General features: G+C 67.5%; 23 protein-coding genes. 16 read left to right on the top strand and 7 right to left on the bottom strand.

Annotation, left to right across the window (positions count from 1 at the left end):
- Positions 1-76: 76 nt before the first annotated feature.
- Positions 77-1,360 (top strand): M23 family metallopeptidase, encoded by a 1,284-nt coding sequence (locus AC1DEY_RS03670; RefSeq protein ID WP_476866798.1) that lies wholly within the window; start codon positions 77-79, stop codon positions 1,358-1,360.
- Between the two features lie 13 nt (positions 1,361-1,373).
- On the opposite strand, the gene AC1DEY_RS03665 is transcribed toward AC1DEY_RS03670, so the two are convergent.
- From AC1DEY_RS03665 to AC1DEY_RS03650, 4 genes are all read right to left on the bottom strand, one after another.
- Positions 1,374-2,723 carry a permease prefix domain 1-containing protein gene (locus tag AC1DEY_RS03665; protein ID WP_476866797.1) on the bottom strand — a complete coding sequence of 450 codons (1,350 nt, stop codon included), beginning with the start codon at positions 2,721-2,723 and terminating at the stop codon, positions 1,374-1,376.
- Positions 2,723-3,085, bottom strand: a complete 363-nt coding sequence (locus AC1DEY_RS03660) for a PadR family transcriptional regulator (RefSeq protein ID WP_476866796.1) — start codon at positions 3,083-3,085, stop codon at positions 2,723-2,725. Before AC1DEY_RS03660 ends, AC1DEY_RS03665 begins: the two co-directional genes overlap by 1 nt.
- 70 nt (positions 3,086-3,155) lie before the next feature.
- On the bottom strand, positions 3,156-4,436 hold the full coding sequence (locus tag AC1DEY_RS03655) for an amidohydrolase (RefSeq protein ID WP_476866795.1): 1,281 nt from the start codon (positions 4,434-4,436) through the stop codon (positions 3,156-3,158).
- Positions 4,437-4,547: 111 nt separating this feature from the next.
- Positions 4,548-5,777, bottom strand: coding sequence for an FAD-dependent oxidoreductase (locus tag AC1DEY_RS03650; RefSeq protein ID WP_476866794.1), 1,230 nt, complete (start codon positions 5,775-5,777; stop codon positions 4,548-4,550).
- 110 nt (positions 5,778-5,887) lie between these two features.
- On the opposite strand from AC1DEY_RS03650, the gene AC1DEY_RS03645 reads away from it, so the two are divergent.
- The 8 genes from AC1DEY_RS03645 (at position 5,888) to galU (ending at position 12,423) form a co-directional block, all read left to right on the top strand.
- Positions 5,888-6,355: a MarR family winged helix-turn-helix transcriptional regulator gene (locus AC1DEY_RS03645; protein ID WP_476866793.1), complete on the top strand. Its 468-nt coding sequence runs from the start codon at positions 5,888-5,890 to the stop codon at positions 6,353-6,355.
- A 104-nt stretch (positions 6,356-6,459) separates the two neighbouring features.
- Complete coding sequence (paaA, locus tag AC1DEY_RS03640; RefSeq protein ID WP_476866792.1) at positions 6,460-7,491, top strand: 1,2-phenylacetyl-CoA epoxidase subunit PaaA; 1,032 nt, start codon at positions 6,460-6,462, stop codon at positions 7,489-7,491.
- Positions 7,488-7,847: a 1,2-phenylacetyl-CoA epoxidase subunit PaaB gene (paaB, locus tag AC1DEY_RS03635; protein ID WP_476866791.1), complete on the top strand. Its 360-nt coding sequence runs from the start codon at positions 7,488-7,490 to the stop codon at positions 7,845-7,847. The genes paaA and paaB overlap by 4 nt, the downstream gene beginning before the upstream one ends.
- Positions 7,844-8,791, top strand: a complete 948-nt coding sequence (gene paaC / locus AC1DEY_RS03630; RefSeq protein WP_476866790.1) for a 1,2-phenylacetyl-CoA epoxidase subunit PaaC — start codon at positions 7,844-7,846, stop codon at positions 8,789-8,791. Before paaB ends, paaC begins: the two co-directional genes overlap by 4 nt.
- 11 nt (positions 8,792-8,802) lie before the next feature.
- Complete coding sequence (gene paaD, locus AC1DEY_RS03625; protein ID WP_476866823.1) at positions 8,803-9,375, top strand: 1,2-phenylacetyl-CoA epoxidase subunit PaaD; 573 nt, start codon at positions 8,803-8,805, stop codon at positions 9,373-9,375.
- Between the two features lie 15 nt (positions 9,376-9,390).
- Positions 9,391-10,617, top strand: coding sequence for a 1,2-phenylacetyl-CoA epoxidase subunit PaaE (gene paaE, locus AC1DEY_RS03620; RefSeq protein WP_476866789.1), 1,227 nt, complete (start codon positions 9,391-9,393; stop codon positions 10,615-10,617).
- Positions 10,618-10,655: 38 nt separating this feature from the next.
- On the top strand, positions 10,656-11,435 hold the full coding sequence (locus AC1DEY_RS03615) for an enoyl-CoA hydratase/isomerase family protein (RefSeq protein ID WP_476866788.1): 780 nt from the start codon (positions 10,656-10,658) through the stop codon (positions 11,433-11,435).
- Between the two features lie 97 nt (positions 11,436-11,532).
- Positions 11,533-12,423 (top strand): UTP--glucose-1-phosphate uridylyltransferase GalU, encoded by an 891-nt coding sequence (gene galU / locus AC1DEY_RS03610; protein WP_476866787.1) that lies wholly within the window; start codon positions 11,533-11,535, stop codon positions 12,421-12,423.
- Here the strand turns inward: galU and AC1DEY_RS03605 are convergent.
- A complete protein-coding gene (locus AC1DEY_RS03605) occupies positions 12,420-12,884 on the bottom strand; it encodes an Lrp/AsnC family transcriptional regulator (protein ID WP_476866786.1) in 465 nt (154 codons plus the stop codon). The genes galU and AC1DEY_RS03605 overlap by 4 nt on opposite strands.
- A 159-nt stretch (positions 12,885-13,043) precedes the next feature.
- Here AC1DEY_RS03605 and pdhA point away from each other — a divergent pair, with 159 nt between their 5' ends.
- From pdhA to AC1DEY_RS03590, 3 genes are read left to right on the top strand one after another with little or no spacing between them, the layout of a single operon-like run.
- Complete coding sequence (pdhA, locus tag AC1DEY_RS03600; RefSeq protein ID WP_476866785.1) at positions 13,044-14,291, top strand: pyruvate dehydrogenase (acetyl-transferring) E1 component subunit alpha; 1,248 nt, start codon at positions 13,044-13,046, stop codon at positions 14,289-14,291.
- Positions 14,288-15,400, top strand: coding sequence for an alpha-ketoacid dehydrogenase subunit beta (locus tag AC1DEY_RS03595; RefSeq protein ID WP_277526417.1), 1,113 nt, complete (start codon positions 14,288-14,290; stop codon positions 15,398-15,400). The genes pdhA and AC1DEY_RS03595 overlap by 4 nt, the downstream gene beginning before the upstream one ends.
- A 2-nt stretch (positions 15,401-15,402) precedes the next feature.
- Positions 15,403-17,016 carry a dihydrolipoamide acetyltransferase family protein gene (locus tag AC1DEY_RS03590; protein ID WP_476866784.1) on the top strand — a complete coding sequence of 538 codons (1,614 nt, stop codon included), beginning with the start codon at positions 15,403-15,405 and terminating at the stop codon, positions 17,014-17,016.
- Positions 17,017-17,063: 47 nt separating this feature from the next.
- Here the strand turns inward: AC1DEY_RS03590 and AC1DEY_RS03585 are convergent, their stop codons facing one another.
- Positions 17,064-17,741, bottom strand: a complete 678-nt coding sequence (locus AC1DEY_RS03585; RefSeq protein ID WP_476866783.1) for a TMEM175 family protein — start codon at positions 17,739-17,741, stop codon at positions 17,064-17,066.
- Positions 17,742-17,972: 231 nt separating this feature from the next.
- Here AC1DEY_RS03585 and AC1DEY_RS03580 point away from each other — a divergent pair, with 231 nt between their 5' ends.
- The 4 genes from AC1DEY_RS03580 to AC1DEY_RS03565 all read left to right on the top strand — a co-directional run bounded on the left by AC1DEY_RS03580 (position 17,973) and on the right by AC1DEY_RS03565 (position 22,235).
- Positions 17,973-18,788, top strand: coding sequence for an MBL fold metallo-hydrolase (locus AC1DEY_RS03580; protein ID WP_476866782.1), 816 nt, complete (start codon positions 17,973-17,975; stop codon positions 18,786-18,788).
- Positions 18,789-18,905: 117 nt separating this feature from the next.
- Positions 18,906-20,195 (top strand): MinD/ParA family ATP-binding protein, encoded by a 1,290-nt coding sequence (locus AC1DEY_RS03575; RefSeq protein ID WP_476866781.1) that lies wholly within the window; start codon positions 18,906-18,908, stop codon positions 20,193-20,195.
- Between the two features lie 49 nt (positions 20,196-20,244).
- Positions 20,245-20,982: a GAF and ANTAR domain-containing protein gene (locus AC1DEY_RS03570; RefSeq protein WP_476866780.1), complete on the top strand. Its 738-nt coding sequence runs from the start codon at positions 20,245-20,247 to the stop codon at positions 20,980-20,982.
- 38 nt (positions 20,983-21,020) lie between these two features.
- A complete protein-coding gene (locus AC1DEY_RS03565) occupies positions 21,021-22,235 on the top strand; it encodes an MFS transporter (RefSeq protein ID WP_476866779.1) in 1,215 nt (404 codons plus the stop codon).
- Here AC1DEY_RS03565 and AC1DEY_RS03560 read toward each other — a convergent pair.
- A complete protein-coding gene (locus tag AC1DEY_RS03560; RefSeq protein WP_476866778.1) occupies positions 22,229-23,251 on the bottom strand; it encodes a phosphatase PAP2 family protein in 1,023 nt (340 codons plus the stop codon). The genes AC1DEY_RS03565 and AC1DEY_RS03560 overlap by 7 nt on opposite strands.
- Between the last annotated feature and the right edge of the window lie 321 nt (positions 23,252-23,572).

Raw genomic sequence — 23,572 nt, 5'->3', positions numbered from 1 at the left:
GCTRGTGCCGCGCCCGACGTCGATGGGCAAGATCCGGGCAGGCCCCGGCAGCACCGCTAAGGACTAAACTTTCTCCATGGATGCGTCCGGCCGGCGCCGAATCATCGCCTTCGTGGCGGCGATCGGCGTCGCACTGGCGGTCGTTCTCCTTCTGGTCTCCTCTGGATCCGACCGGCCAGCCACTCCAGAGACGCAACATGGTCCGGACTCGAAGTCGCTCGAGGTCCCGTCCGCCGCTGCCGACGAATTCTCACCGATTACGGCCACCACCCTGGGCTCCTCGAGCACGGCGGTGCTTGGAACCGACGAGCGGTGGCACGTGGTCTACGAGCTTCAACTGACGAACGTCCGGCCGCAGCCAGCCACCCTGGCGGGCATCGACGTCGTCGACGCCGCCAACGGGAGCCGGATTGTCGAGGCATATTCGGGAGCTGACCTCCAGCACCGGTTGCGGACGCTGGGCTCGAGGCCCACGACGAACCTGGCGCTCGAGCCGAACGGAGCGCGCCTGGTGCTCATTGAACTCGACTTCGACCGGCGCGCGGACGTTCCGGGCGCGCTGGTGCACCGCCTCCATGTCCTCACGGCACCGGTCGACGGCGGCAGCGCTTCTGCTCCAACTGCCTACACTGCTGCGCCCTTCCCGGTCGACGGCGGCGCCACCGAGGTCGGGCCCCCACTGGTCGGCGGGGGCTGGGTGGCCGGGAATGGCTGCTGCTCCACCGACGGCGTGCACCGTGCCACGGTGCTGCCGATCAACGGAGCCCTGCACGCCGCGCAGCGCTTTGCCATCGRCYGGATCCGCCTCGACAGCCAAGGCCGGCTGGTCAACGGCGACCCGGCCGATGTGSGCAGCTACACCGCATATGGTGCGGACATCGTTGCTGTTGCGGCCGGCACCGTGGTGGACGCGCTGAATACCCTCGACGACCAGGTCCCGGGCCGGCTGCCCGATCCCGGCACGATCACACTCGGAAACGTCCTTGGAAACCACGTCACGGTACGCCACAGCGATGGCCGGTACGCCACGTACGCCCACATGCAGAAGGGCTCGGTGGCCGTCGGGGTGGGCGGGAATGTTCTGCCTGGCCAGACGCTCGGCAGGATCGGCAACACCGGTAACACCTCCGCGCCGCACCTGCACTTCCAGATCACGGAAGGCAGATCGGTGCTCGGCTCGGACGGACTGCCGTTCGTCGTCGACCGCTTCAGGCTCCAAGGCCGCATGGACGCGCAGCGGTGGGCGGCTGCCACGACGCTGGAGGGCACATGGAACGAGGGGCTGCTCCCGAACCCGAGCCCGCGCAGCGCCGAGATTCCGCTCGACGTCGACATTGTGGACTTCGGGGACCGCCGCTGACAGCGACGATCGACTAGACGAAGCCGAAAAGGGGCGGGAAGGTCACCACCACAACTGTTGCCCAGACGCCGTAGACCGGCAGGTAGCGTGTTTGCCAGCGCTCGACCGCGGCGAAGGGACGGYGCCCGCGCAGGAATCCGACGGCGAGCCAGGCCGCACGCAACAAGTGCACCAGCAACAGCAGGTTCAGCCCGAGCGCGGCGATCTTATTGGGGCTGAAGCCGAACTCGGCGATGCGGGTCAGCATTGCGGTCAGCAYCACGGCGTCGACCGCAAGGGCCGCGATGACCAGGGCCAACTGCACAGCATCGAACAATCCGGGCGGGGCGAGCGGGTCGCGGGCGGAAATCGAGTAGAGCAGCAGGSAGAGGACCAGCACGAGGATCGCGTCCATGAGGATCAGCAGGTTGCGGTCGATCCCGGCGAACCCGCCCGCGGTGGCAAGCACGGCCAGAAGGACCAGCAGCATSGCAACGGTCAGCGGCGTGAACACGCGGGTGAGGACSGGCGCAATATTTTCCACCACCTGCTGCTTGGCTTCGACCAGCCAGGTGGCGACCACGAGGGCGCCGGGCACGGCGAACGGCAGGACCCAACCGTCCAGGACCGGCTGGAAATCGGTTCCAACAACCCGGAGCGTCGCGAGGGTGAGCGCGATCAGGACTGCGCCGCCGAGMGCCAGCAGYGTGWAGTAGATCGCGAGCTCGCCGGTAAACCGGACAAAATCCATGCGCCKCTTGTCGGACCGCCATCTCCCACCGACATAGGCCATACCGGTCAGTACCCACAGGATGACCGGGGCGTGCAGGGCGGCGAGCATCCCGGTGGCACCGTCCGGGGCGAACGGGTAGAGGTTGAGCACCAGCGCAAGGGCGGCAAACGGGATGATCAGGGCCGCCGCAACCGCGCCGGTGAAACGCCGCTTCCACGCGAARTACGCCGCTACGAAGGGGAAAACGAGCAGGCCCAGATKGCGCAWCAGGGCSGCGCCGTCCTCGATCCAGGCAGTRCCGGCCTTGACCGCCACTCCGGMCCCGACGGCGAGCGCGAGGACGACGGCCAGCTCGCGCCATCGGGAAGTGTTGGCGTCCTCGGMRCCCTCCGGCACCAGGACGAGCTGCTTCCACAGCCGCTCGGAGTGCTCGCGGGCAAACTCGCGTGAGACRGCGTCCAGGTTGCCCAGCCGCTTGATGGCCACGAGGAAGGCCTCCTCGTCATCGAGGCCGGTCGCCTGCCGGTCGGCGATCTGCTCGCGCAGGTGGTCCTCCAGCTCGTCGACGTCGGCGGGGGAGATCGCCCGGTTGCGCTGGACGTAWCCGCGCCACCGGTCGATCTGGGCCTCCAGCTCAGCGTGCGGCGCCATCACGCCCATCCCTCAGCCGGGGCCGCKGGTCCCTGAGCGGTCTGCCACACYTGGCGCAGCGCGTCCGCGACGACGGTCCACTGCTCCTGGCGGTCGGCMAGGGCRTCCCGGCCCGCCGGCGTGATGGTGTAGTGCTTGCGCCGGCGCCCGGCCTCGGATGTACCCCACAGCGAGGATACGTAACCGAGCCGCTCGAGCCGGTGCAGCAGCGGGTAGAGCATCCCGTCGGTCCACTGCATGCCGCCGCCCGAGAGCTCAGCGACCCGCTTGAGGATTGCGTAGCCGTACAGGTCGCCCTCGGCCAAAATGCCCAGCACCAGAGGTGTGGCCGAAGCGGCGACCAGGTCCTTGTCAATGCGCACCGCGCCTCCTATACCTAGAGCTGAAGGGTATCAGGCCTAGCAGCTCTAGGTATAGGAGGCGCGGCAATCTTCAGGACGTGGTGTCCTGSGGYGAATKGTCSGGGCGCAGCCAGGCGAGGGCTGCGGCGACGAGGGCTTCGGTTCCGGTCTGGAGGGTGGGCTGGAGGACGGGCAGGAACATCGGCGAGTGGTTCGCCGGAATGTCCTCCTGCACGCGGCCGGCCCGTAYGGCGGCGCGGTAGGTTTCCGGGTCCGTTCCGCCGATGCCCCAGTAGGTGTAGGGAATGTTGCCGGCCCGCGGAATATCGCTGAAGTCCTCGCTGGCGGTCTGGAGCTCCAGGCTGCCGGCACGSTCGCCGAAATAGGCGCTGAACGCCCCGGCGACGCGCGTTGTTGCCGCGTCGTCGTTGACGGTGAGCGGGAAACTGTCGAAGATCTCGAATTCCGGTTCCTTGGGGGAGCCGCTGGCGGCGCACTCGGCCTGGACAATGCGCCGGACAGAGTCGAGAATCCGCTGCCTTGTGGCCTCGGTGTAGGTGCGCAGGTTCAGTTCCATCACTGCCGCATCGGGGATGATGTTGCTTTTGGTTCCGGCGTGAAGACTTCCCACGGTGAGGACGGCGGGYTCCGTAGGCGGGACTTCGCGGGAAATGATGGTCTGCAGTCGAACGACGATYACGGCGGCCAGGACCACKGGGTCMACSGTGTTCTGCGGCGTCGAGCCGTGGCCGCCGCGGCCGTGGACCGTGATGCGGATGCTGTCGGCGCTGGACAGGACCGGGCCGCTCCGGGTGGCGACGTGGCCCGCGGCGCCGGGCAGCACGTGCTGGGCGAGGGCGACGTCGGGCGCGGGGATGCGGTCAAGGAGGGCGTCGGCGAGCATGCCGCGGGCTCCGTCRCCGGTCTCCTCCGCCGGCTGGAACAGGGCCACSAGCGTGCCGCGCCACCGGTCCCGATGATCGGCGAGCAGCCGGGCGGCGCCCAGCAGGCATGCGACGTGAATGTCGTGTCCGCAGGCATGCATGACCGGCACGCGGTCCCCGCCCTGGTCCTCGGCTGTGACGGTGCTGGCGTAGTCGGCGCCGGTCCGTTCCCGCAGGGGCAGCGCGTCCATGTCCGCACGAAGCAGGACCGTTGGCCCGTCGCCGTTCTGCAGCACCGCCGCGACTCCCGTTCCTCCGATCCCGGGCTGCATCTGGAAGCCGTAGGAACTAATGCTGCGCGMCACCTTGGCGGCAGTGCGGTGTTCCTGGTGGGAGAGCTCGGGGTTTTGGTGAAGGTCCYTGTAGAAGTCCTCCTGTTCCGTGCGGATTGACTCGTAGTGCTGCAGTATCTGTGCGGTCGCGTCCACGGGGTCYRCTTTCATCCGGCTCGAACGTCCTGCCCTGGCTCCTGCCCCAACCTACGCCGGGACGGGGCGGCCCGCCAGGAATTTCCCGGCCGCCTGTCGGGCCCTGCCGGATCACTTGGACTGTGCGACTGCTTCGCCGTGCGAGGGGCCCCATGCAATGTGGTGGCCGTAGACCCAGTCGAAGCTGTCGGCCGAGCCGCGCGAGAGCGAGCGGAAGACAATTCTGAGCGCCACGTCCTGGAAGACCCTCTGGAACTGRCCCCTGATCTTCGGTGCCGCATTCCGGCGCCCCCATTCGACTACCGCCTCGGCCCTGCCGCGGCGCTCCGCCTCGKAGCGGGCCAGGGCCGGGGCAATGTCGTCTTCCGCCGTGGCGCCCAGGAGGCCGCGGCCCAGCGTGACGGCATCCTCGATTGCCATGGAGGCGCCCTGGCCCGACGACGGCGATGCCGCGTGGGCGGCATCGCCCACCAGGACCATGCGGTCCCGGTGCCAGCGCGGAATGGTGGGAAAGTCATAGGTCATATACGGCGCGATGATGTCCTCCGTGGCTTCAATAATCTGCGCCATCGGCGTGCGGTCCCCGGCCGCAAGGCCCATCAGCCATGCCTTCAGTGCCGGAGCATTCAGCTCGGCAGGACTGCCGGAGGAGCGCTGCAGCGGGTTGGCGAACCACCAGATCCTGCCGTCCGGGTCCGGCATGTAGCAGTAGAAGCAGCGCTTGCCGAAGACCATCTTCATCCGGCCCGGCTGAACGTCCAGCGTTGGACCGAGGCCGGCGGGCACGATTCCGCCGGTATTGAGCAGGGGAATGCTCCTGGGCTGCGGGGAGGAAGGCTCAATGAGCGGCCGGACAGCGGAACGCAGTCCGTCGGCGCCGACCAGGAGGTGGCCGGAAGTGGAGGTGCCGTTCTCGAAACGGGCGCTCACGTCGTCGGGCCGTTCCTCAACCGACTGCAGGCGCCTGCCGTACTCGATCCGGGCGCCCCGCTCCAGCGCCTCGTTGCGGAGCAGGGTGTAGAGCTCCGCGCGGGTCATGGTGCGGGCGGTGGTTCCATCTGCCAGCGTGCCGCCGTAGTCGAAGTCAATGAGGTGCCTGCCGGAGCTGCCGAGATACATCGCCATACCGGGCGTGCTGAAGCCCAGGCGGCGGGCCGCGTCCTTGAGCCCGAGTGTGTCCAGGGCGTCGAAACCGTTGACGGCGAGCGTAAGGAATCCGCCCACGCCGTCGGACGGTTCGGGGTAGGCCTCGTAGACCGTGGCTGCATGTCCTGCTTTCTGCAGGGCCAGGGCGGTGGCGAGCCCGGAGATGCCGGAGCCGATGACCAGGCAATTCAACATGGCGATCCCTCTCAGGAAATTTATTTCGTTCGGATGAAAGAAATATAATTCCTTGAACACCGACGGTCAATCCCTTCGGTCAGGCGAAATAGTTTTGCTAGCCTCGGGGCATGGAAAGTGAGCAGCGAGAAGCCCTGTTGGCCGCGGTGTACGAGTCGGGCCGGGAGTTGTCGACGGCGGCTGTCATGTTCCACACCGTGCTGTCCGAACTGCGCGGACTTTCCGCCACGGAAAGCAAGGCGATCGACATCCTTATGCGGTTCGGCCCCATGACAGCCGGTGAGTTCGGTGAGCATTCCGGGCTCGCGCCGGCATCAGTGACCGGCCTGATGCAGCGGCTGGAGAGCAAGGGCATCGCGCGCCGGGTCCGGCACGGGGCGGACAAGCGCAAGGTCCTGATCGAGCTCGTGGGTGACCAGGCGGCCGCGGCGGCACCGTACTTTGTGGACTTCATGGGCGCACTGGCGGCGCTCCTCGAGGGGTACAGCGACGATCAGCTGCGCACGATCGCCGACTTTTCCACCCGGGCCGCCCGGATCCAGCAGGAGGCCGCCGGCCGGCTGGCCACATCACCCTAGGCGGGGACGGTGGTCTTGGAACCGTCCTTGACGCATCTCGGGCCTTCCGCATATCCTGAACGAACGGTCGGTAATTATTTATCGGAAATTCACTAGGAGCAACCATGGCATCGCAGACCCTGCAGTCAGTGCCCGCCGAGCCATCGCCGGAACGGCACGAACCGAGCCCCGAGAACGCGGCCCGGCGCGACGCCGAGGGCCAGGCCTACTTCGACAAGGTCATGGCCGAAGATTCCCGGATCGAGCCGCGGGACTGGATGCCCCCGGCCTACCGCAAAACGCTCCTCCGCCAGATCTCCCAGCACGCCCACTCGGAGATCATCGGCATGCAGCCGGAGGCCAACTGGATCTCCCGCGCCCCGAGCCTGAAGCGCAAGGCCATCCTCATGGCCAAGGTCCAGGACGAGGCAGGCCACGGCCTCTACCTSTACTCCGCSGCSGAGACCCTCGGCCAGCCGCGTGATGCGATGATGCAGGACCTGATGGACGGCAAGGCCAAGTACTCSTCCATCTTCAACTAYCCGGCCCGCACCTGGGCGGACATGGGAGCCATCGGCTGGATGGTCGACGGCGCCGCGATCGCCAACCAGGTRCCGCTSTGCCGCGCMTCSTTCGGYCCCTACGGCCGGGCCATGGTGCGGGTCTGCAAGGAAGAGTCCTTCCACCAGCGCCAGGGCTTTGAGATCCTGCTGGAACTCTCCCACGGCACCCCCGAGCAGAAGCAGATGGCGCAGGAGGCAGTGGACCGATGGTACGCCCCGGCCCTGATGATGTTCGGCCCCCCGGATGACGATTCGCCCAACTCCAAGCAGTCCATGGCCTGGAACATCAAGCGGTTCAGCAATGACGAGCTGCGCAACCGGTTCGTCGGCATGATGATGGAGCAGGTCAAGGTCCTCGGGCTGACGCTGCCGGACAAGGACATCCGGTTCAACGAGGACACCAAGAAATGGGAGCACGGGCCGCTGGACTGGGCCGAATTCCACGAAGTCCTGGCCGGCCGCGGCCCCTGCAACGCCCAGCGCCTTGAACGGCGCCGCGAGGCACACCAGAACGGCGCCTGGGTGCGCGAAGCCGCAGCGGCTTATGCCGAAAAACAGAGCCGCAAGCAAGCAGAAAAGGTATCCGCAGCATGATCCCCAACGACTCCCCAACCTCGCAAGCTCGGCCGGGGACCCCTGTCGCCGTGGCCCCCACCGAAACCCACGCAGGCAACGTCTGGCCGATCTGGGAAGTATTCGTCCGCTCCAGCCGCGGGCTGTCCCACGTCCACGCGGGATCCCTGCACGCACCGGACGCGGCCATGGCACTGCGCAACGCCCGCGATCTGTACACCCGCCGGAACGAAGGCGTTTCCATCTGGGTGGTCCCGGCCGACGCCATAGCCTCCAGCGACCCCGATTCCAAAGGTTCCTTCTTTGAATCCCCGCAGGGCAAGGACTACCGCCACGCCACGTACTACACCAAGAGCGAGGGCGTGAAGCACCTGTGAGCACGACACCTGAAAGTGCGGCCCCCGCAGAACCAGTAACAGACGGCCACGGCGAGATCTCCGTCGGTGTATCCGGTGCCGGCGCCAGCGGCGATGGCACCGCCAGCGCCACGCGCATCACCCCCGGCAACGCCCTGCGCCCCGAAGACATCGCGCTGTCCGTCAGTCGCGGCACCGCAAAGCCGAGCGAGGACGCCGCGGAGTTCGCCCTGCGCCTGGGCGACGACGCCCTGGTCCTGGCCCAGCGCCTGGGCCACTGGATTTCCCGCGCGCCCGAACTCGAAGAGGACGTCGCCCTGGGCAACATCGCCCTGGATGAGCTCGGCCACGCCCGGTCCTTCCTCAGCTACGCCGGCGGCGCTCTCGGAGAGAACGGCACAGCCCGAAGCGAAGATGACCTCGCCTACTTCCGCCGCGAGCACGAGTTCCGCTCGGCGGCCATCTTCGAACAGCCGAACGGAGACTTCGCCGTCACGATCGCGCGGCAGTTCGTGGTCAGCTACTACCAGTTCGAGCTCTACCGCCGGCTGGCGTCCTCCACCGACGCCACCCTGGCCGGCATCGCCGCCAAAGCGGTCAAGGAAGTGGACTACCACCGGGACCACAGCGCCCAGTGGGTCCTGCGCCTGGCCCTCGGCACCGACGAATCGCGCCAGCGCATGATCCATGCGTTCAAAGTCATCTGGCCCTACGTGGACGAACTGTTCCGCGACGACGAGCTCACCGGACGCCTCAGCGAAGCCGGCGCCGCGCCGCAGCCGTCCAGCCTGCGAGAGGACTTCGACAGGCTCACCGGCGAGATCCTGGCCGAAGCGGAGCTCGAGGTCCCCAACGTGCAGCCCTCACCGGGCGGAGGCCGCCGCGGCCTGCACTCCGAACACCTCGGCTACCTCCTCGCCGAAATGCAGGTGCTCGCCCGCGAGTACCCCGGAGCCAGCTGGTAGGCATCATGGAAATGTTCGTCTCGGACCCGGAAACCGCGGAGCGCCGCAACGCCGCCCAGGGCAACACCGCCCAACAGAAAGCCTGGGCGGTGGCGGCCACAGTCTGCGACCCCGAAATCCCGGTCCTCACCATTGCGGATCTCGGCATCCTGCGCGACGTCCAGGTTTCGAAGGAACCAAGCACCGACGACGACGGCATGGTCCCCGCGGTCCAGGTCACCATCACCCCGACCTACTCCGGCTGCCCCGCCATGGACGCCATCCGGGATGACCTCACCACGGCTTTCCACCGTGCGGGGTATCCGAGCGTCCGGGTCGACCTTGTGCTCTCCCCGGCCTGGACCACGGACTGGATGAGCGAGGCCGGCAAGGCCAAGCTCGAGCAGTACGGGATCGCCCCGCCGTCTGGCAACTCGGCTGCCACCCGGCACGCCGGGCCCGTCCGGCTCTCGCTCGCCGTCAAATGCCCCCAGTGCTCATCGCTGAACACCAAAGAACTCACCCGCTTCGGTTCCACCTCCTGCAAGGCCCTCTACGTCTGCCAGGACTGCAAAGAACCGTTCGACTACTTCAAAGTTTTGTAAGGAACAGGTGCCTCCATGAAGGTTGTCCGCCAGACCGCCGCGGAGTCGGCCACAGCCACCGGCCGCCGTCGTGCGTCCTTCCACACCCTGAGCGTGGACGAGGTCCGCCGGCTCACCGACGACGCCATCGAAGTGACGTTCGGGGTCCCGGCCGAACTCGCCGGCCAGTTCGACTACCTGCCGGGCCAGTACGTCGCGCTGCGCACCACCCTGCCCGACGCCGACGGCCAGCCGCACGAGATCCGCCGCAGCTACTCGATCTGCGCCGAACCGCGCAGCTTCGCGGACGGCTCCAGCGAAATCCGCGTGGCCATCAAGAAGGACCTCGGCGGACTGTTCTCCACGTGGGCCAACGCCGACCTGAAGGCCGGCGACGCCCTGGACGTCATGAGCCCCATGGGCGCTTTTGTCTCCAAGCACGGCCGCGACGGCAAAGCGGTGGAACAGAATGTCATGAACTCCATGAACCATCCGGAAGAGCTCGCGGGGGAGCCCGGCTCATTCGTGGCGATCGCCGCCGGCTCCGGCATCACCCCCGTGATCGCCATCGCCCGCACCCTGCTGGCGGCCCACCCGGAGACCCGCTTCGACCTCATCTACGCCAACAAGGCCGCCATGGACGTGATGTTCCTCGAGGAGCTCGCGGACCTGAAGGACAAGTACCCGGCCCGGCTGGCGCTGCACCACGTGCTCTCCCGCGAACAGCGGATCGCGCCGCTGCTCAGCGGCAGGATCGACGCCGAGAAGCTGCAGGCGCTGCTGGGCACCGCCATCCACGCGGACGACGTCGACGAATGGTTCCTCTGCGGCCCGTTCGAGCTCGTCCAGCTGTGCCGGGACACGCTCGCCGCCCGCGGCGTCGCCCCGGAGCATGTCCGCTTCGAGCTGTTCACCTCCGGCAAGCCGGACCGCCCCGAGGGCAACATCGGCCGGCCCGTGATCGAGGACGAGTCCAAGGAGACGTACAAGATCACGTTCAAGCTGGACGGCCTGCAGGGCGAAGTGTCCAGCCCCACCCACGCCCGTGAATCCATCCTCAACGCAGCCCTCCGGGTCCGTCCTGACGTCCCGTTCGCCTGCGCCGGCGGCGTCTGCGGCACGTGCCGGGCCAAGGTGGTCACCGGCAATGTCACCATGGACGAAAACTACGCCCTGGAACAGGACGAACTGGACAAGGGCTACGTCCTGACCTGCCAGTCCCACCCCACCACCCCGGAAGTCACGGTCGACTTCGACGTCTAGGTTATTTCGACGCCCGCCTTTCGAATCCAAGGAGTCCCATGATTTCCCTGTCCATCGCCGACGGCGTCGCCGAGGTAGTGCTCGACGCCCCGCACAAGCTGAACTCACTCGACGAGCACGCGCTGGCGGATTTGTCCCGGGCGTACGACGACGCCGCTGACGCCGCCGCCCGCGGCGAGGTCCGGGCACTGCTGCTCCGCGGCGAGGGGCGCGCCTTCTGCGCCGGCCGCGACATTGCCGGCGTGACCCCGGAGAGCGACGACGCGCAGGCCTACCTGGGTGGCCTCGTCCAGCCGCTGCTCAAGAAGATGAGCGCCTTTCCGGCGCCCACGTTCGCGGCGGCCCAGGGCGCCTGCCTCGGCGTGGGGCTGGGCCTGCTGCTGGCCACGGATGTGGTCTACGTGGCGGAGAACGCCAAGTTCGGCTCCCCGTTCGCCAAGCTCGGCGCGACCCTCGATTCCGGCGGGCACTGGTACTTTACCGAGCGCCTCGGCATGCACCGGACCCTGGACCTGGTCTACACCGCGGAGCTCATGAGCGGCGCCGACGCCGTGGCGCAGGGCCTGTTCAGCCGCGCGATGCCGGCGGCGGAACTGCTCGAGGCCACCCGGTCGATCGTCGCCAACGTTGCCACCGGCGCCACGGGTGCGTTCCGGGCCAGCAAGGAACTCGTTGCACACATCCGGGACCAGCGGCTGGGGCTGTGGGAGGCGATGGCTGAGGAGAACGCCGAGCAGGCACGGCTGTGCAAAAGCGATGACTACGCCGAGGGTTTCCGCGCCTTCCAGGAAAAGCGCAGCCCGGTTTTCAAGGGCTGAGGGGCGATCCCGCGGGGGTCCGCGGCGCGTAATACCCGTGTACTCGTCTTTGCCTCGCGCCATTCTCATTTCCGGAACCCGCTTGTAAAGTTCGGTTATGAGTCTGGGGAGATCTGTAACTAAAGCTGTCATACCCGCCGCCGGACTGGGAACGCGCTTCCTGCCCGCCACCAAGGCAATGCCGAAGGAAATGCTGCCGGTGGTCGACCAGCCGGCCATCCAATACGTTGTGGAAGAAGCCGTGCGGGCAGGGCTGACCGATCTGTTGATGATTACCGGGCGGCAGAAGCGCGCGCTGGAGGACCACTTCGACCGCGAACCCGCGCTCGAAAGCGCCCTCGAACGCAAGGGCGATGTTGACCGGCTGGAGGCAGTACGCCACGCCTCCAGCCTGGGCCCGCTGCACTACGTGCGCCAGGGCGACCCCAAAGGTCTCGGCCATGCGGTCCTGTGCGCCCGCCAGCACGTCGGCTACGAACCCTTCGCCGTCCTGCTGGGCGACGACCTGATCGACGAGCGGGATGAACTGCTGATCGACATGATGGACGTCCAGGCCCGGACCGGCGGCTCCGTCGTGGCCCTGATCGAGGTGGATCCGGCGGAAATCAGTGCCTACGGCTGCGCCGACATTTCGGCGATACCGGGCGAGGACCACGTGCGGGTCAACCGGCTCGTGGAGAAACCCGACGTCGCCGATGCCCCGTCCAACCTGGCCGTGATCGGCCGGTACGTCCTCCACCCGGAGATTTTCGACGTCCTGGAGGACACCCCGCCCGGCCGCGGCGGGGAAATCCAGCTCACCGACGCCCTGCAGACCCTTGCGGTGTCCGACTGCGAGGGCGGCGGTGTCTACGGCGTGGTTTTCCGGGGCCGCCGGTACGACACCGGGGACAAACTGAGCTACCTCAAGGCAGTCATCTCGATCGCCTCCGACCGGGTGGAATTCGGCGAAGAGCTGCGGGCCTGGATGAAAGAGTTCGTCAGCTAGCGCGTATCCACGTCTTCGAACACCAGGAACGTCTGGGTGTCCAGGACCCCGGGCATGGACTGCAGCTGGTCGAAGATCACCCGGCGCAGGTCGATGTTGTCCACGGCGCGCACCAGCAGGATGACATCGAAATCCCCGCCCACCAGCGCGATGTGGTGGACCTCCGGGATGGCGCGCAGGAGTTCGCGCAGCTCGCGCCAGGAATGCTGGCGCACCTTCAGCGTGACGTAGGCCGAGGACTTCAAGCCGGCTTTGATGGGATCCACCAGGGCCGTGAACTTGGTCAGGACCCCTTCGCTGGTGAGCCGGGCAATCCTGGTGTAGGCGTGGGCACGGGAAATATGGACGTTCTCGGCCACCTGCGTCACGGACATCCGGCCGTCCCGGGTCAGCTCCGAAATGATGTTCCGGTCCACATCGTCCAGCGGCACCGCCACCTGGCCCGGCTCACGCTCTGCCATTCGTCTACAACCCCCGCCGGTAATCCAGCTCACACTTACGATTTGTCTACAAGATTAGGGCAAATTTGTGGACTTCTCCACGATTCGCGGTTGAGGTGGATACGAAACATCGGCTGGCGGCATACTGGGAAAGACTAGTGGCTACAGAAGGACGGACCAATGACGATCTCCGCAGACCACGCTGCGCATCAGCCCGCGACAGCGGAGCCGGGGCAGGCGACACAGCCGGCCGCGCAGCAGGATCCAGCCAGCGAGGCCGTGAGCAAGTTCGGCATCACTGTTGAGGACTACATGCTCCCGGCCCGCCATCAGATCCAGATGGTCGGCCCGGACGGCACCCTGAATCCCCACACGGAGCAGGGCACCCAGCCCGGGCACGAATACAGCCTGCCTTCCGAGGCCGAACTGCTGGCCGCCTACGAGCAGCTCGTCGTCGGCCGCCGCGTCAACGACCAGAACTCCGCGCTGGTCCGTCAGGGCCGCATGGCCGTCTACCCCTCAAGCCACGGCCAGGAAGCCTGCCAGGTTGCCGCCGCGCTGTGCCTTGCCGAGGGCGACTGGCTGTTCCCCACCTACCGCGACTCCGTGGCCGTGATGGCCCGCGGCGTTGACCCCGTCCAGACCATGACGCTGTTCCGCGGCGACTGGCACGGCGGCTACGACCCCGCCAAGAACAAAGTCGGCATCCAGTGCACGCCGCTGACCACCCAGCTGCTGCACGGCGTCGGCGTTGCCCACGCCGCCAAGCTGCGCGGCGAGGACACCGTGGTCCTGGCCATGTGCGGCGACGGCGCCACGAGCGAAGGCGACTTCCACGAGGCCCTGAACTTCGCCGCCGTCTTCCACCTGCCCGTGGTCTTCTTCGTCCAGAACAACCAGTACGCGATCTCCGTGCCGCTAGCGCACCAGTCCGTCGCGCCGTCGCTGGCCCACAAAGCCGTGGGCTACGGCATGGCCGGCGAACGCGTGGACGGCAACGACGTCGTCGCCCTGCTCGCCGTCCTCGGCCGGGCCGTCAAGCTCGCCCGCGAAGGCTCCGGGCCGCTCCTGGTGGAGGCCCACACCTACCGGATGCAGGCGCACACCAACGCCGACGACGCCACCCGCTACCGGCAGGACAGCGAAGTCGCCGAATGGGTGGCCAAGGACCCCCTGAGCCGCATGAAGACCTACCTGACGGACCGCGGCCTGCTCGACGACGGCCGCGCCGCCACAATCGCCGAAAAGGCGGAGGCGGTTGCCACGCAGCTGCGCGAAGGCCTCGGCGAAGAGGTTCCGGTGGAGCCGCAGGACCTCTTCAGCTACGTCTTCTCCACCCCGACCCCGCAGCTGAAGGAACAGTCCGCCATGCTCGCCGACGAACTGGCCCGCGACGCCGCATCCACCGCAACGGAGGCCGGCAAATGAGCCCCACCATCACCACGTCCTCCGAGGCGAACGGCAACGTCAGCGCCGCGACCGCCCGCGCCGCCGCCAAGGCTGCTGCCACCGCGGAGCTGACCGGCCCGCAGACCATCACGCTGGCCAAGGCCCTCAACACCGCGATGGCCGACGCCATGCACGCGGACCCCTCAGTCCTGGTCTTCGGCGAGGACGTCGGCATGCTCGGCGGCGTATTCCGCATCACCGACGGGCTCACCAAGACCTTCGGCACAAGCCGCTGCTTCGACACCCCGCTGGCCGAATCCGGGATCGTCGGCATGGCCGTGGGCATGGCCATGAACGGCATGCGCCCGGTCATCGAAATGCAGTTCGACGCGTTCGCCTACCCGGCCTTCGAACAGATCGTCAGCCACGTCGCCAAGATGCACAACCGCACCAAGGGCGCCGTCAAGCTGCCCATGGTCATCCGGGTCCCGTACGCCGGCGGCATCGGCGGAGTGGAGCACCACTGCGACTCCTCCGAGGCCTACTACGCGCACACCGCCGGCCTGAAGGTCTTCACCCCCGCCACCGTGGCGGACGGCTACCGGATGCTCCGCGAAGCCATCGACTCCGATGACCCCGTCATGTTCATGGAGCCCAAGAAGCTGTACTGGTCCAAGGACCAGGTGGACCTGGACGCGCTGCGCGCCGAGCACGCCGCGAACACCGAGCGCGGCACGTCCTCCGAGGGCCGGGCCGCCGTCGCCCGCCCCGGCACCGACGCCACGCTGATCGCCTACGGGCCGTCCGTCCCGACGGCGCTCGCCGCCGCGGCCGCCGCCGCCGAGGAAGGCCGCTCGCTCGAAGTGATCGACGTCCGCTCGATCGTCCCTTTCGACGACGAAACCGTCTGCGCCTCGGTCCGCAAGACCGGCCGCGCCGTGGTCATCGCCGAGGCCCACGGCTTCGCGTCCGTGGCCTCTGAAATCGTCGCCCGGGTCCAGGAACGCTGCTTCCACCACCTCGCCGCACCGATCCGCCGCGTCACCGGCTTCGACGTGCCTTACCCGGCGCCGAAGCTTGAGCACTACTACCTGCCCGGCGTGGACCGCATCCTCGACGCCGTTGACGACCTCCAGTGGGAAGACTGACCATGAGCGAACCGAAAGTATTCCTCCTCCCGGACCTGGGCGAAGGCCTTACCGAAGCCGAACTCGTGAACTGGCTCGTGGCCGTGGGCGATGAGATCCGCGTTGACCAGCCGATCGCCGAAGTGGAGACCGCCAAGTCCATGGTGGAGGTGCCCTCCCCGTACGCCGGCACAGTGGCCGTGCTGCACGGCGAGCCGGGCCAGACGCTCGACGTCGGCAAGCCGCTGATCTCCGTGATGCCGGTTGGTGCTTCCTCGTCCGCCCCCGGTGGTGCCGGCACGGATGATGCCGCCCCCGCCCCTTCGCCGGACGGCATTGCTGCAAGCAGCATGCCGTCCGGCTCCGACAGGCCCGATGCCACTCCCGGGGCGGCATCATCCGCGCCGGCTGGTTTCGCTTCTGGCTCACCGGCATCGCCTGGTGTTGTTGCTGACACCCCGGCCGCTGCCGCGGCTGAGGCGTATCGCGAGGAGGAGAAGGCTGGGTCCGGGAATGTCTTGATTGGTTATGGGACTCCGGGCGGGCATGGGGTTGCCCGGCGGACTCGGGCTCCTAAGCGGGCCGCCGCCGCTTCTTCAGTCGCCGAGTCGGTTTCCGGGGTGTCGGCTGCCGAGAAGGCTGCCGATGACCTGGTGCTCATGCGGACCCGCGTGCCGGGGAAGTTGGGGGCCGTTATTTCTCCGCTGGTTCGCCGGATGGCGCGCGATCATGGGGTTGATTTGGGGGGACTCCAGGGGTCGGGGGCCAGCGGGCTCATCATGCGGCGGGATGTGGAGGCAGTGATCAAGCCGTCTCCGGTGGCGGAGCGGGCGGTGGCGGAGCCTGCCGCTCCTGCTCCTGTTCCTGCCGCTCCTGCCGCGGCGTCTGCTCCGTCTGCTACGGATGCGCGGACCGGGCTGGGTATCTCCGGGCGTACCGCCGTGCGGGGCGTGCGCAAGGCTGTGGCGGCGAACATGACGCGCAGCCGGTCCGAGATCCCGGAAGCAACCGTGTGGGTGGACGTGGACGCCACGGCGCTCGTGGAGATGCGTGCCGCGCTGAAGAAGGCCGACCCGCACAACACGCCGGGGCTGCTGGCTTTCATCGCACGGTTCGTCGTCGCGGGGCTGAAGAAGTACCCGGAGCTGAACACCAGGATCGTAACCACCGAGGACGTCGCCGGCGGCGCCATGCAGGAGATTGTGGCCTTCGACGGCGTCAACCTCGGGTTCGCCGCGCAGACCGACCGCGGACTGATGGTCCCGTCCGTGCGGAACGCGGACAAGCTCAGCGCCCGCGAACTGGACGCGGAGATCCGCCGCCTCACCGCCGTCGTGCGCGAGGGCAAAGCGACCCCGGCGGAACTGGGCAGCGGCACGTTCACGCTGAACAACTACGGCGTGTTCGGCGTGGACGGATCCGCCGCGATCATCAACCACCCCGAGGTCGGGATCCTCGGCGTCGGGCGCATCATCGACAAGCCCTGGGTGGTCAACGGCGAGCTCGCGGTCCGCAAGGTCACCGAACTGACCCTCACATTCGACCACCGGGTGTGCGACGGCGGCGCGGCCGGCGGTTTCCTGCGCTACGTGGCCGACGCGATCGAGAACCCGGGGTCGGTGCTCGCGGACATGTAAGGCGGGCGGGGACCGCACGGCCAGTTCTGTTAGTTCTGTGCGGTCCCCTAATTCTGTGCGGTCCCCGGCCTCCGCTCCGTATTTTTCTCCGCTTTTTTCGCAGTCTCCTTTTCTGCTTTCCGCGCCGTGGAGGCCGAAAGCCGCCCCGCCAGCCACGATGCCGGCAGGAGCAGCAGCCAGAAGAACGGCGTGTAGGAGTTGAGGGCGAATGCCGCCGGAATCGAGAGCAGGAAGACCAGCGCCACGGCCAGCCGCGCGTTGAAGATACGGCCGTGGACGTGGGTGGCCATCTCCCGGGCCATCAGTCCGGCATGCTTCGCATAGCCCCAGATGGCGGCCAGCATCAGGTAGACCGCACCAATGTTCGCGGCGTACAAAATGCTTGGCCACGGCGTGGGGTCGTCGCCGTAGTCGCTGAGGATCGAGGTCGGACCGGGCAGCATGGCGATGAAGAACAACAGGGCCAGATTCAGCCAGGCCAATTTCGCGTTGAAGCGGCGGATGAGGGCAAAGTCCGAGTGGTGGGACATCCAGGTCTTGGCGATGATGACGAAGGACAAGGCGTAAGCCAGCAACTGCGGCAGGGCCGCGACCAGGGCTTCGTCCACCTGATCCGCGGGGATGCCCTCGGGCAGTTTCAGGTCCAGGGCCAAAAGGGTCAGGGCGATGGCGAAGACGGCATCGCTGAAGAACACCATCCGCTCCAGGGAAGTGCCGGAATTCAACGGGAGCCACCCCCAATCGTTCGGTGGAGCCACTGGCTCAGCGATGGAAGTTGCCCACAGGCTACACCGCGGCGGGAGCCAAGACGAGGGCATCCCGGTACATCAACTGCCTGGACCGCACGGGCACGCTCCCCGGGAATTGCCAGCAGGCATGGGTAGAATCGAGGCCTGTACAAAGCACCAACTCCACCGCACTACAACGCCGGAAAGCGTCGGAAATACGGAGATTCAATGTCACGATGGCTCGAGGTCGGTCCGGACAACTACGTACTGACAACTCAAGGTTCCCTGCTCAACACAGGCCTGGTGGTCGGCACCGAGCGCGCCATGGTGATCGACACCGGCGGCGGCCCCCGGCAGGGCCGTGAGATCCTGGCCGCCGTGCGGGAAAAGACCGGGCTGCCGCTGGTGGTGGTCAACACGCACGCCCACTACGACCACTTCTTCGGCAATGCCGTCTTCGCCGACGACGGCGTCACCGAATTCTGGGCGCACGAGAACTGCGCAGCGGAAATCGAGGAGAACRGCGACGAGCAGCGCCGGCTCGTGGTCTCGGATGAGCCGGAAATGGCGGCAGGGCAGGGCACCGACGCTGAGGTGGTKGTACCGAATGCGATCGTGAAAGATCAGCCGGTACTGGTGGACCTTGGCGGGCAGAGCGTGACCTTGTTCTATCTGGGCCGCGGCCACACCGACGGCGACCTCCTGGTCGGCTCGGCCAGCACCCTCTACGCCGGTGACCTCGTGGAGCAGGGTTCACACCCATCGTTCGAGGACTCATTCCCGGAAGACTGGGCCGACGCCCTCCGCCACCTGTCCGCGCTGCGGCACCGCTACGAATTCCTGATTCCCGGCCACGGCGAACCGTGCTCGGACCAGTTCGTCAAGACCATGGCCAACACCATGACCACCGCGGTCCGGCAGGCTATCCAGGCCACCCGGGAAACCCCGGACGACGCGACGAAGGCCATCCCGATTTTGCCGTACGGTCCAGAGCAGTCGCGCTGGTTCATCAAGCGCCTGCAGGACACGCAGGCCAACCGCTAACCCAGGATTTTGGTGGCTGAGCGGCAGTGTGCCCGTCCCTGCCCCTAGACTTGTGCCTTGAACGATGTCAATCGAGCACTGCAGCGGTCTGCGCTGTGATCCCTGGGGGGAACAAACATGCCAGAACCGGTCGAGAACAAGACCGCCAACGCCCTCGCTGAAGCTGAAACAGCTGCAGAGCAGGGCCAACTCCCGCGCCGGAGAGACCGCCGCCGCGGTGATGACTCCGACGCCTGGACAGGAACCATGCCCATTATTTCCAGCAACCAGGCCGAACAACGCCCGACAGCACCCAGCAGTTCCTGGGCGGAGGCTGCCGCCGCCGCCGACGCGCCGCCCGCGCGGCCCCAGCCTGCAAAACCGTCCAAGGACCCTGCCATGAAGCCGCCTGCCCCCCAGGCCGCTCCCGCCGTGCCGGCCCAGCCCACCCGTTCCACACGCTCGGCCAGCAAGGCAGCCGCCCTGGCGGACGCCCCGGTGCCCGATTTCATCAGTTCCCCGGGTCTTTTTGTCCGCGAGCAGAAACCCCGGCCCGTCGGCGGTTTCCGCGGGGCCCTCTACAACCTGACCGGCGGCGGACTGAACCTGGGCCCGAGTGCCCGGCAGCGTGAAGAAGACGAGCTGGCACGGCGCATCTCCCGCCAGCTCCAGGGCAGCTACAACACGGCGGTCCTGAGCCTGAAGGGCGGCATCGGCAAGACCTCCACCACGGTCGGCGTCGGCCTGACCCTGGCCGAGTTCCGGGGCGATCCTCCCTGCGCGATCGACGCCAACCCCGATTCCGGGGACCTTGTGGAGCGTGCCCTCGGCGAGGGGATCTACCAGCAGCAAAGCCCGCGCACCATCACGGACCTGCTCAAGAACATCGAGTCCGTCGATTCCCTCACGGCGCTGGCCCGCTACATGCACCATGCCGGCCGGCTCCACCTCATTGCCGGTGAACAGGATCCCGAGGTATCGGATTCGCTGACGGCCGAGGCCTACCTGCGGATCCGCAAGCTCATCGCCGGCTACTACTCTGTGGCCCTGATCGATTGCGGCACGGGCGTGACGCACAACGCCATGAGCGGGATCCTGCAGTCGGCGGACAACCTGATTATCGCGGCCGGCTATGCCGTCAGCGGCGCTAAGCGGGCCCGCAGCACCCTGCACTGGCTGGCCAGCCACGGCTACGAAGACCTGGCCCGCAACGCCGTCGTGGTCATCACTGACAAGGACGAGGTGTCCACCCGGGTGGACAAGGACGCCATCGAGGAACACCTGTCCGGCATCTGCCGGCAGCTCATCGCCGTTCCTCACGACCGCGGAGTGGCCGACGGCGACCTCGTCACCCTGGACGTGCTGCGCCCCGATACACGGCGGGCCTACCGAGAGATCGCCGCGGCAATCGTCGACGGGTACAGCTGAGCCGTCCGGCCGGGCCGCCGCACCAGATTAGGGCGCGGTAGATTAAGGCATGGCCAACAACTTCATCGGGGATGACGCCGCACGCCACCTGCAGGACCTGCTTTTGGGGACCGACAACGTCGAGGACTTCCTGAACCGCCTCGCGGAATTCTCGGCCGCCACACTGAGCCACACCACCGGCGCCGAGGTTGAGTGCGGCGTCACGCTGCAGCGCCGCAAACGGACCATGACGGTCGCGGGCAGCAGCCCCCGGGCCGTGGTGCTGGACCGCATCGAACAAAGCCTCGGTGCTGGCCCCTGCATCGAGGCGCTGCGGACCAAAACCGTCATCCTGCTCGCGGATGTCGACGCCGACTCCCGCTGGCCCGACTACCAGCTCCAACTCGCAGCCAACGGCTGTCGCAGCACGCTCGGCGTCCCACTGGAAATCGGCGAGGACGCCGCCGCGGCACTGAACTTCTTCGGCGCGGACACCGGACTGTTCACCGAGGACATCATTGCGGAGGCGGCCGGATTCGCCGATCTCGCCGGTCGTGCCCTGCGGTTGGCCGTGCGGATCGCAACCGCCCAGTCCCGGGCGGAGGACATGCAGGCCGCCATGGAACGCCGGACCTCCATTGACCTCGCCTGCGGTGTGATCATGGCGCAGAACCGCTGCTCCCAGGACGAGGCCATGGCCATCCTGACCCGGGTGTCCAGCAACCGGAACCAGAAGCTCCGTGATGTGGCCGCTGACGTGCTGCGCAACCTCACCAGCGAAGAAGTCCGTACCCACTTCGACGCCTAGGCAAAGTTCGGCCGCGGAGGATGCCTAGGATGAACGGGATGACAACCACACGCCTCGCCCCCTTCAGCCTCCGCAGCATCGCCGTTCCCGCGTTCGGGCCGGCCCTCATGTTCAGCCTGGGTGAAGGTGCCATCCTCCCCGTGGTTGCCCTGTCCGCCCGCGACCTCGGGGCCTCCGTGGCCGGCGCTGCGCTGATTGTCACGCTGATCGGACTCGGATCCTGGTTCTTCAACTTGCCGGCGTCCCTGATCACGCTGAAGTTCGGTGAACGCTGGGCGATCGTAGGGGCCGCTGCCGCCAGCGCGTTAGCCCTCGCCGCCGCGGCCGTCGCCCCGCTGTTCTCCGGCGGCCTCTGGGTGCTGGCTGCGGCGATGGTGGTGGTGGGGATGGCCGCCAGCGTTTTCAGCCTCGCCCGGCAGAAATACCTGACCGAGGCCGTCCCGGTCATGGTCCGGGCCCGTGCACTGTCCACGCTCGGCGGCGTCAACAGGATCGGGATCTTCATCGGCCCGTTCATCGGCGCCGTCGTGATGCAATTTGCCGGCATCAGCGGAGCCTACTGGGCCGGCGTCGTGGCCATGGCCGCCGCCGCGGCGGTATCGGTCACCATCCCCGACCTTGAGGCGAAGCCGCTGCCGTCAAGCGACGTGGCGCAGCAGCAGCCCACCCTGCGCAGCATCGCGGTGTCCCACGCGGGGGTCTTCCTGAGTGTGGGCGCGGGGGTCCTGCTGCTGAGCGCGCTGCGGGCCTCCCGCCAGGCCGTCATCCCGCTGTGGGCCGATCACCTGGGCATGGACCCCACGCAGGCTTCCCTTATCTACGGCATTTCCGGGGCGATCGACATGCTGGTGTTCTACCCGGCAGGCAAGCTGATGGACCGCAAGGGCCGGCAGTGGGTGGCCGTGCCGTCCACGATCATCATGGGTACGGCCATGGTGCTGATCCCGCTCAGCACGGGCTTCGTCTCGCTCATGCTGGCGGCGCTCCTGATCGGCTTCGGCAACGGGATCAGTTCCGGCCTGAACATGACGCTCGGGGCCGACTTCTCGCCGGACAACGGACGTGGCCAGTTCCTGGGCATCTGGCGCTTCATGGCCGACGCCGGGTCAACCGGCGGGCCCGTGCTGCTGTCCGCCGTTACCGCCGTCGCCTCCCTGGGGGCCGGGGTTGCCGCGACCGGCGTGATCGGCTTCGCCGCCGCGGCAGTGTTCGCCGTGACGATTCCGCGCCTGAAGCACCGCCGGAACTACTGAACCCCAGAACTCTTGACGGGTCGGGCGGCCAGGCCGAACAACCACACGCCTGCGACGGTGGCGAGGTAGCCGGCAATAATGATCAGCGACGTTCCGGCCCAGAAATAACTGATGGTGCTGATCTGCCCGCCCGGGCCGATGCTCAGCAGGGCATAGGCGGCCACCGCGGCAGCTGCAAGGCCGGTGAGCACGGGAAGCGCCACCCACAGCCTGGCCGAGGCCCAGTGCGTGTTGTAGCCCTCCCAGACGTTCCAGCGGGGACCCCGGCGGATGATCAGCCAGCCGGCCGGGATCATGAAGGCTCCCACCACCAGGAAGGCYGCCACCACGTCGGCSGGCCGGTGCCACTGGTTGATCAGGGTSGAAACCCCCGTGGCGACGGCGAAGCTGCCGCCCAGGAACCCAGCCAGCGGCCGCCAGCGCGGCGAGACCATCAGGAACACGGCAGCCGCGGCGGAGGCCGCCATGGTGGTGTGGCCCGAAGGCAGCGAATTCAGTTCCAGCGTCTCCACACCCCGGTACGGCCGGACCGGGAGCAGGTCCTTCAGGATCTGCGTGGCCACATTGGCGCCCACGCAGGCCGCAMTCGCAATCGCGGCCGCAGACCAGCGGCGCCGCAGGATGGTGACAAAGACCACCACGATCGAGGCGATCACCATGGAGAGCGCCGGCAGCCAGTCCAGCAGTTTGGTTGCGGCCTTGCCCGCGGTGCCGCTGAGCTCCACCGCCTCCACGAGGGCGGATTCGTCAATGAACTGCCCGGCGGTGGTCCGCACGAAGAACACATAAGTGGCGGCCAGTGCGGCGACGCAGAAAAGCGTGGCCAGCACGAACAGTGCGGCCGTTCTCTTGCCGGGGGACCGCCGCGCCTTCGGATCCGCCCGCGGATCCTGGACTTGGGATTCCGGGACCTGCATCTCCGGGACTTGGATCTCCTGGACCTGGGTCTTCGGAGTTGGGGTTTTCTGAATCTGGGCAGACGGGTCCCATAGGGTGCGTTCCTGCCGAAAAGTCATGCCATTAAGGGTCCCACAGAACCCTGCGCGCCAGCTGAAGGGCCGGTGCAGGGCCCGGCGCGGCGGGGAGTAGCGGCCGCCGAAAAAGCAGGTACCCACTACTCGTGCGGCTCCGGAAGGGAGTTCGTAGAGTCGGGTGTGCCGGCGTGGCTTGTCCCCGGCACTACGCTCCTTGAGCGGGGCCGGCGGAGACGAGTTTCCTGGAACAGGGACTCACCCCCAGTCGACGCCGGCCCAATCAAGGACCTTCGCCCCAGCTGACACTGCCTCCCTGTGCCACATCCCCATGCAGCTTCCCTGTGCAACATTCCCATGCAGCTC

The sequence above is a fragment of the Arthrobacter sp. 05T47 genome (assembly GCF_056395825.1).
The sequence above is the reverse complement of the archived record's forward strand: the minus strand, read 5'-3'. Positions and strand labels throughout refer to the sequence as shown.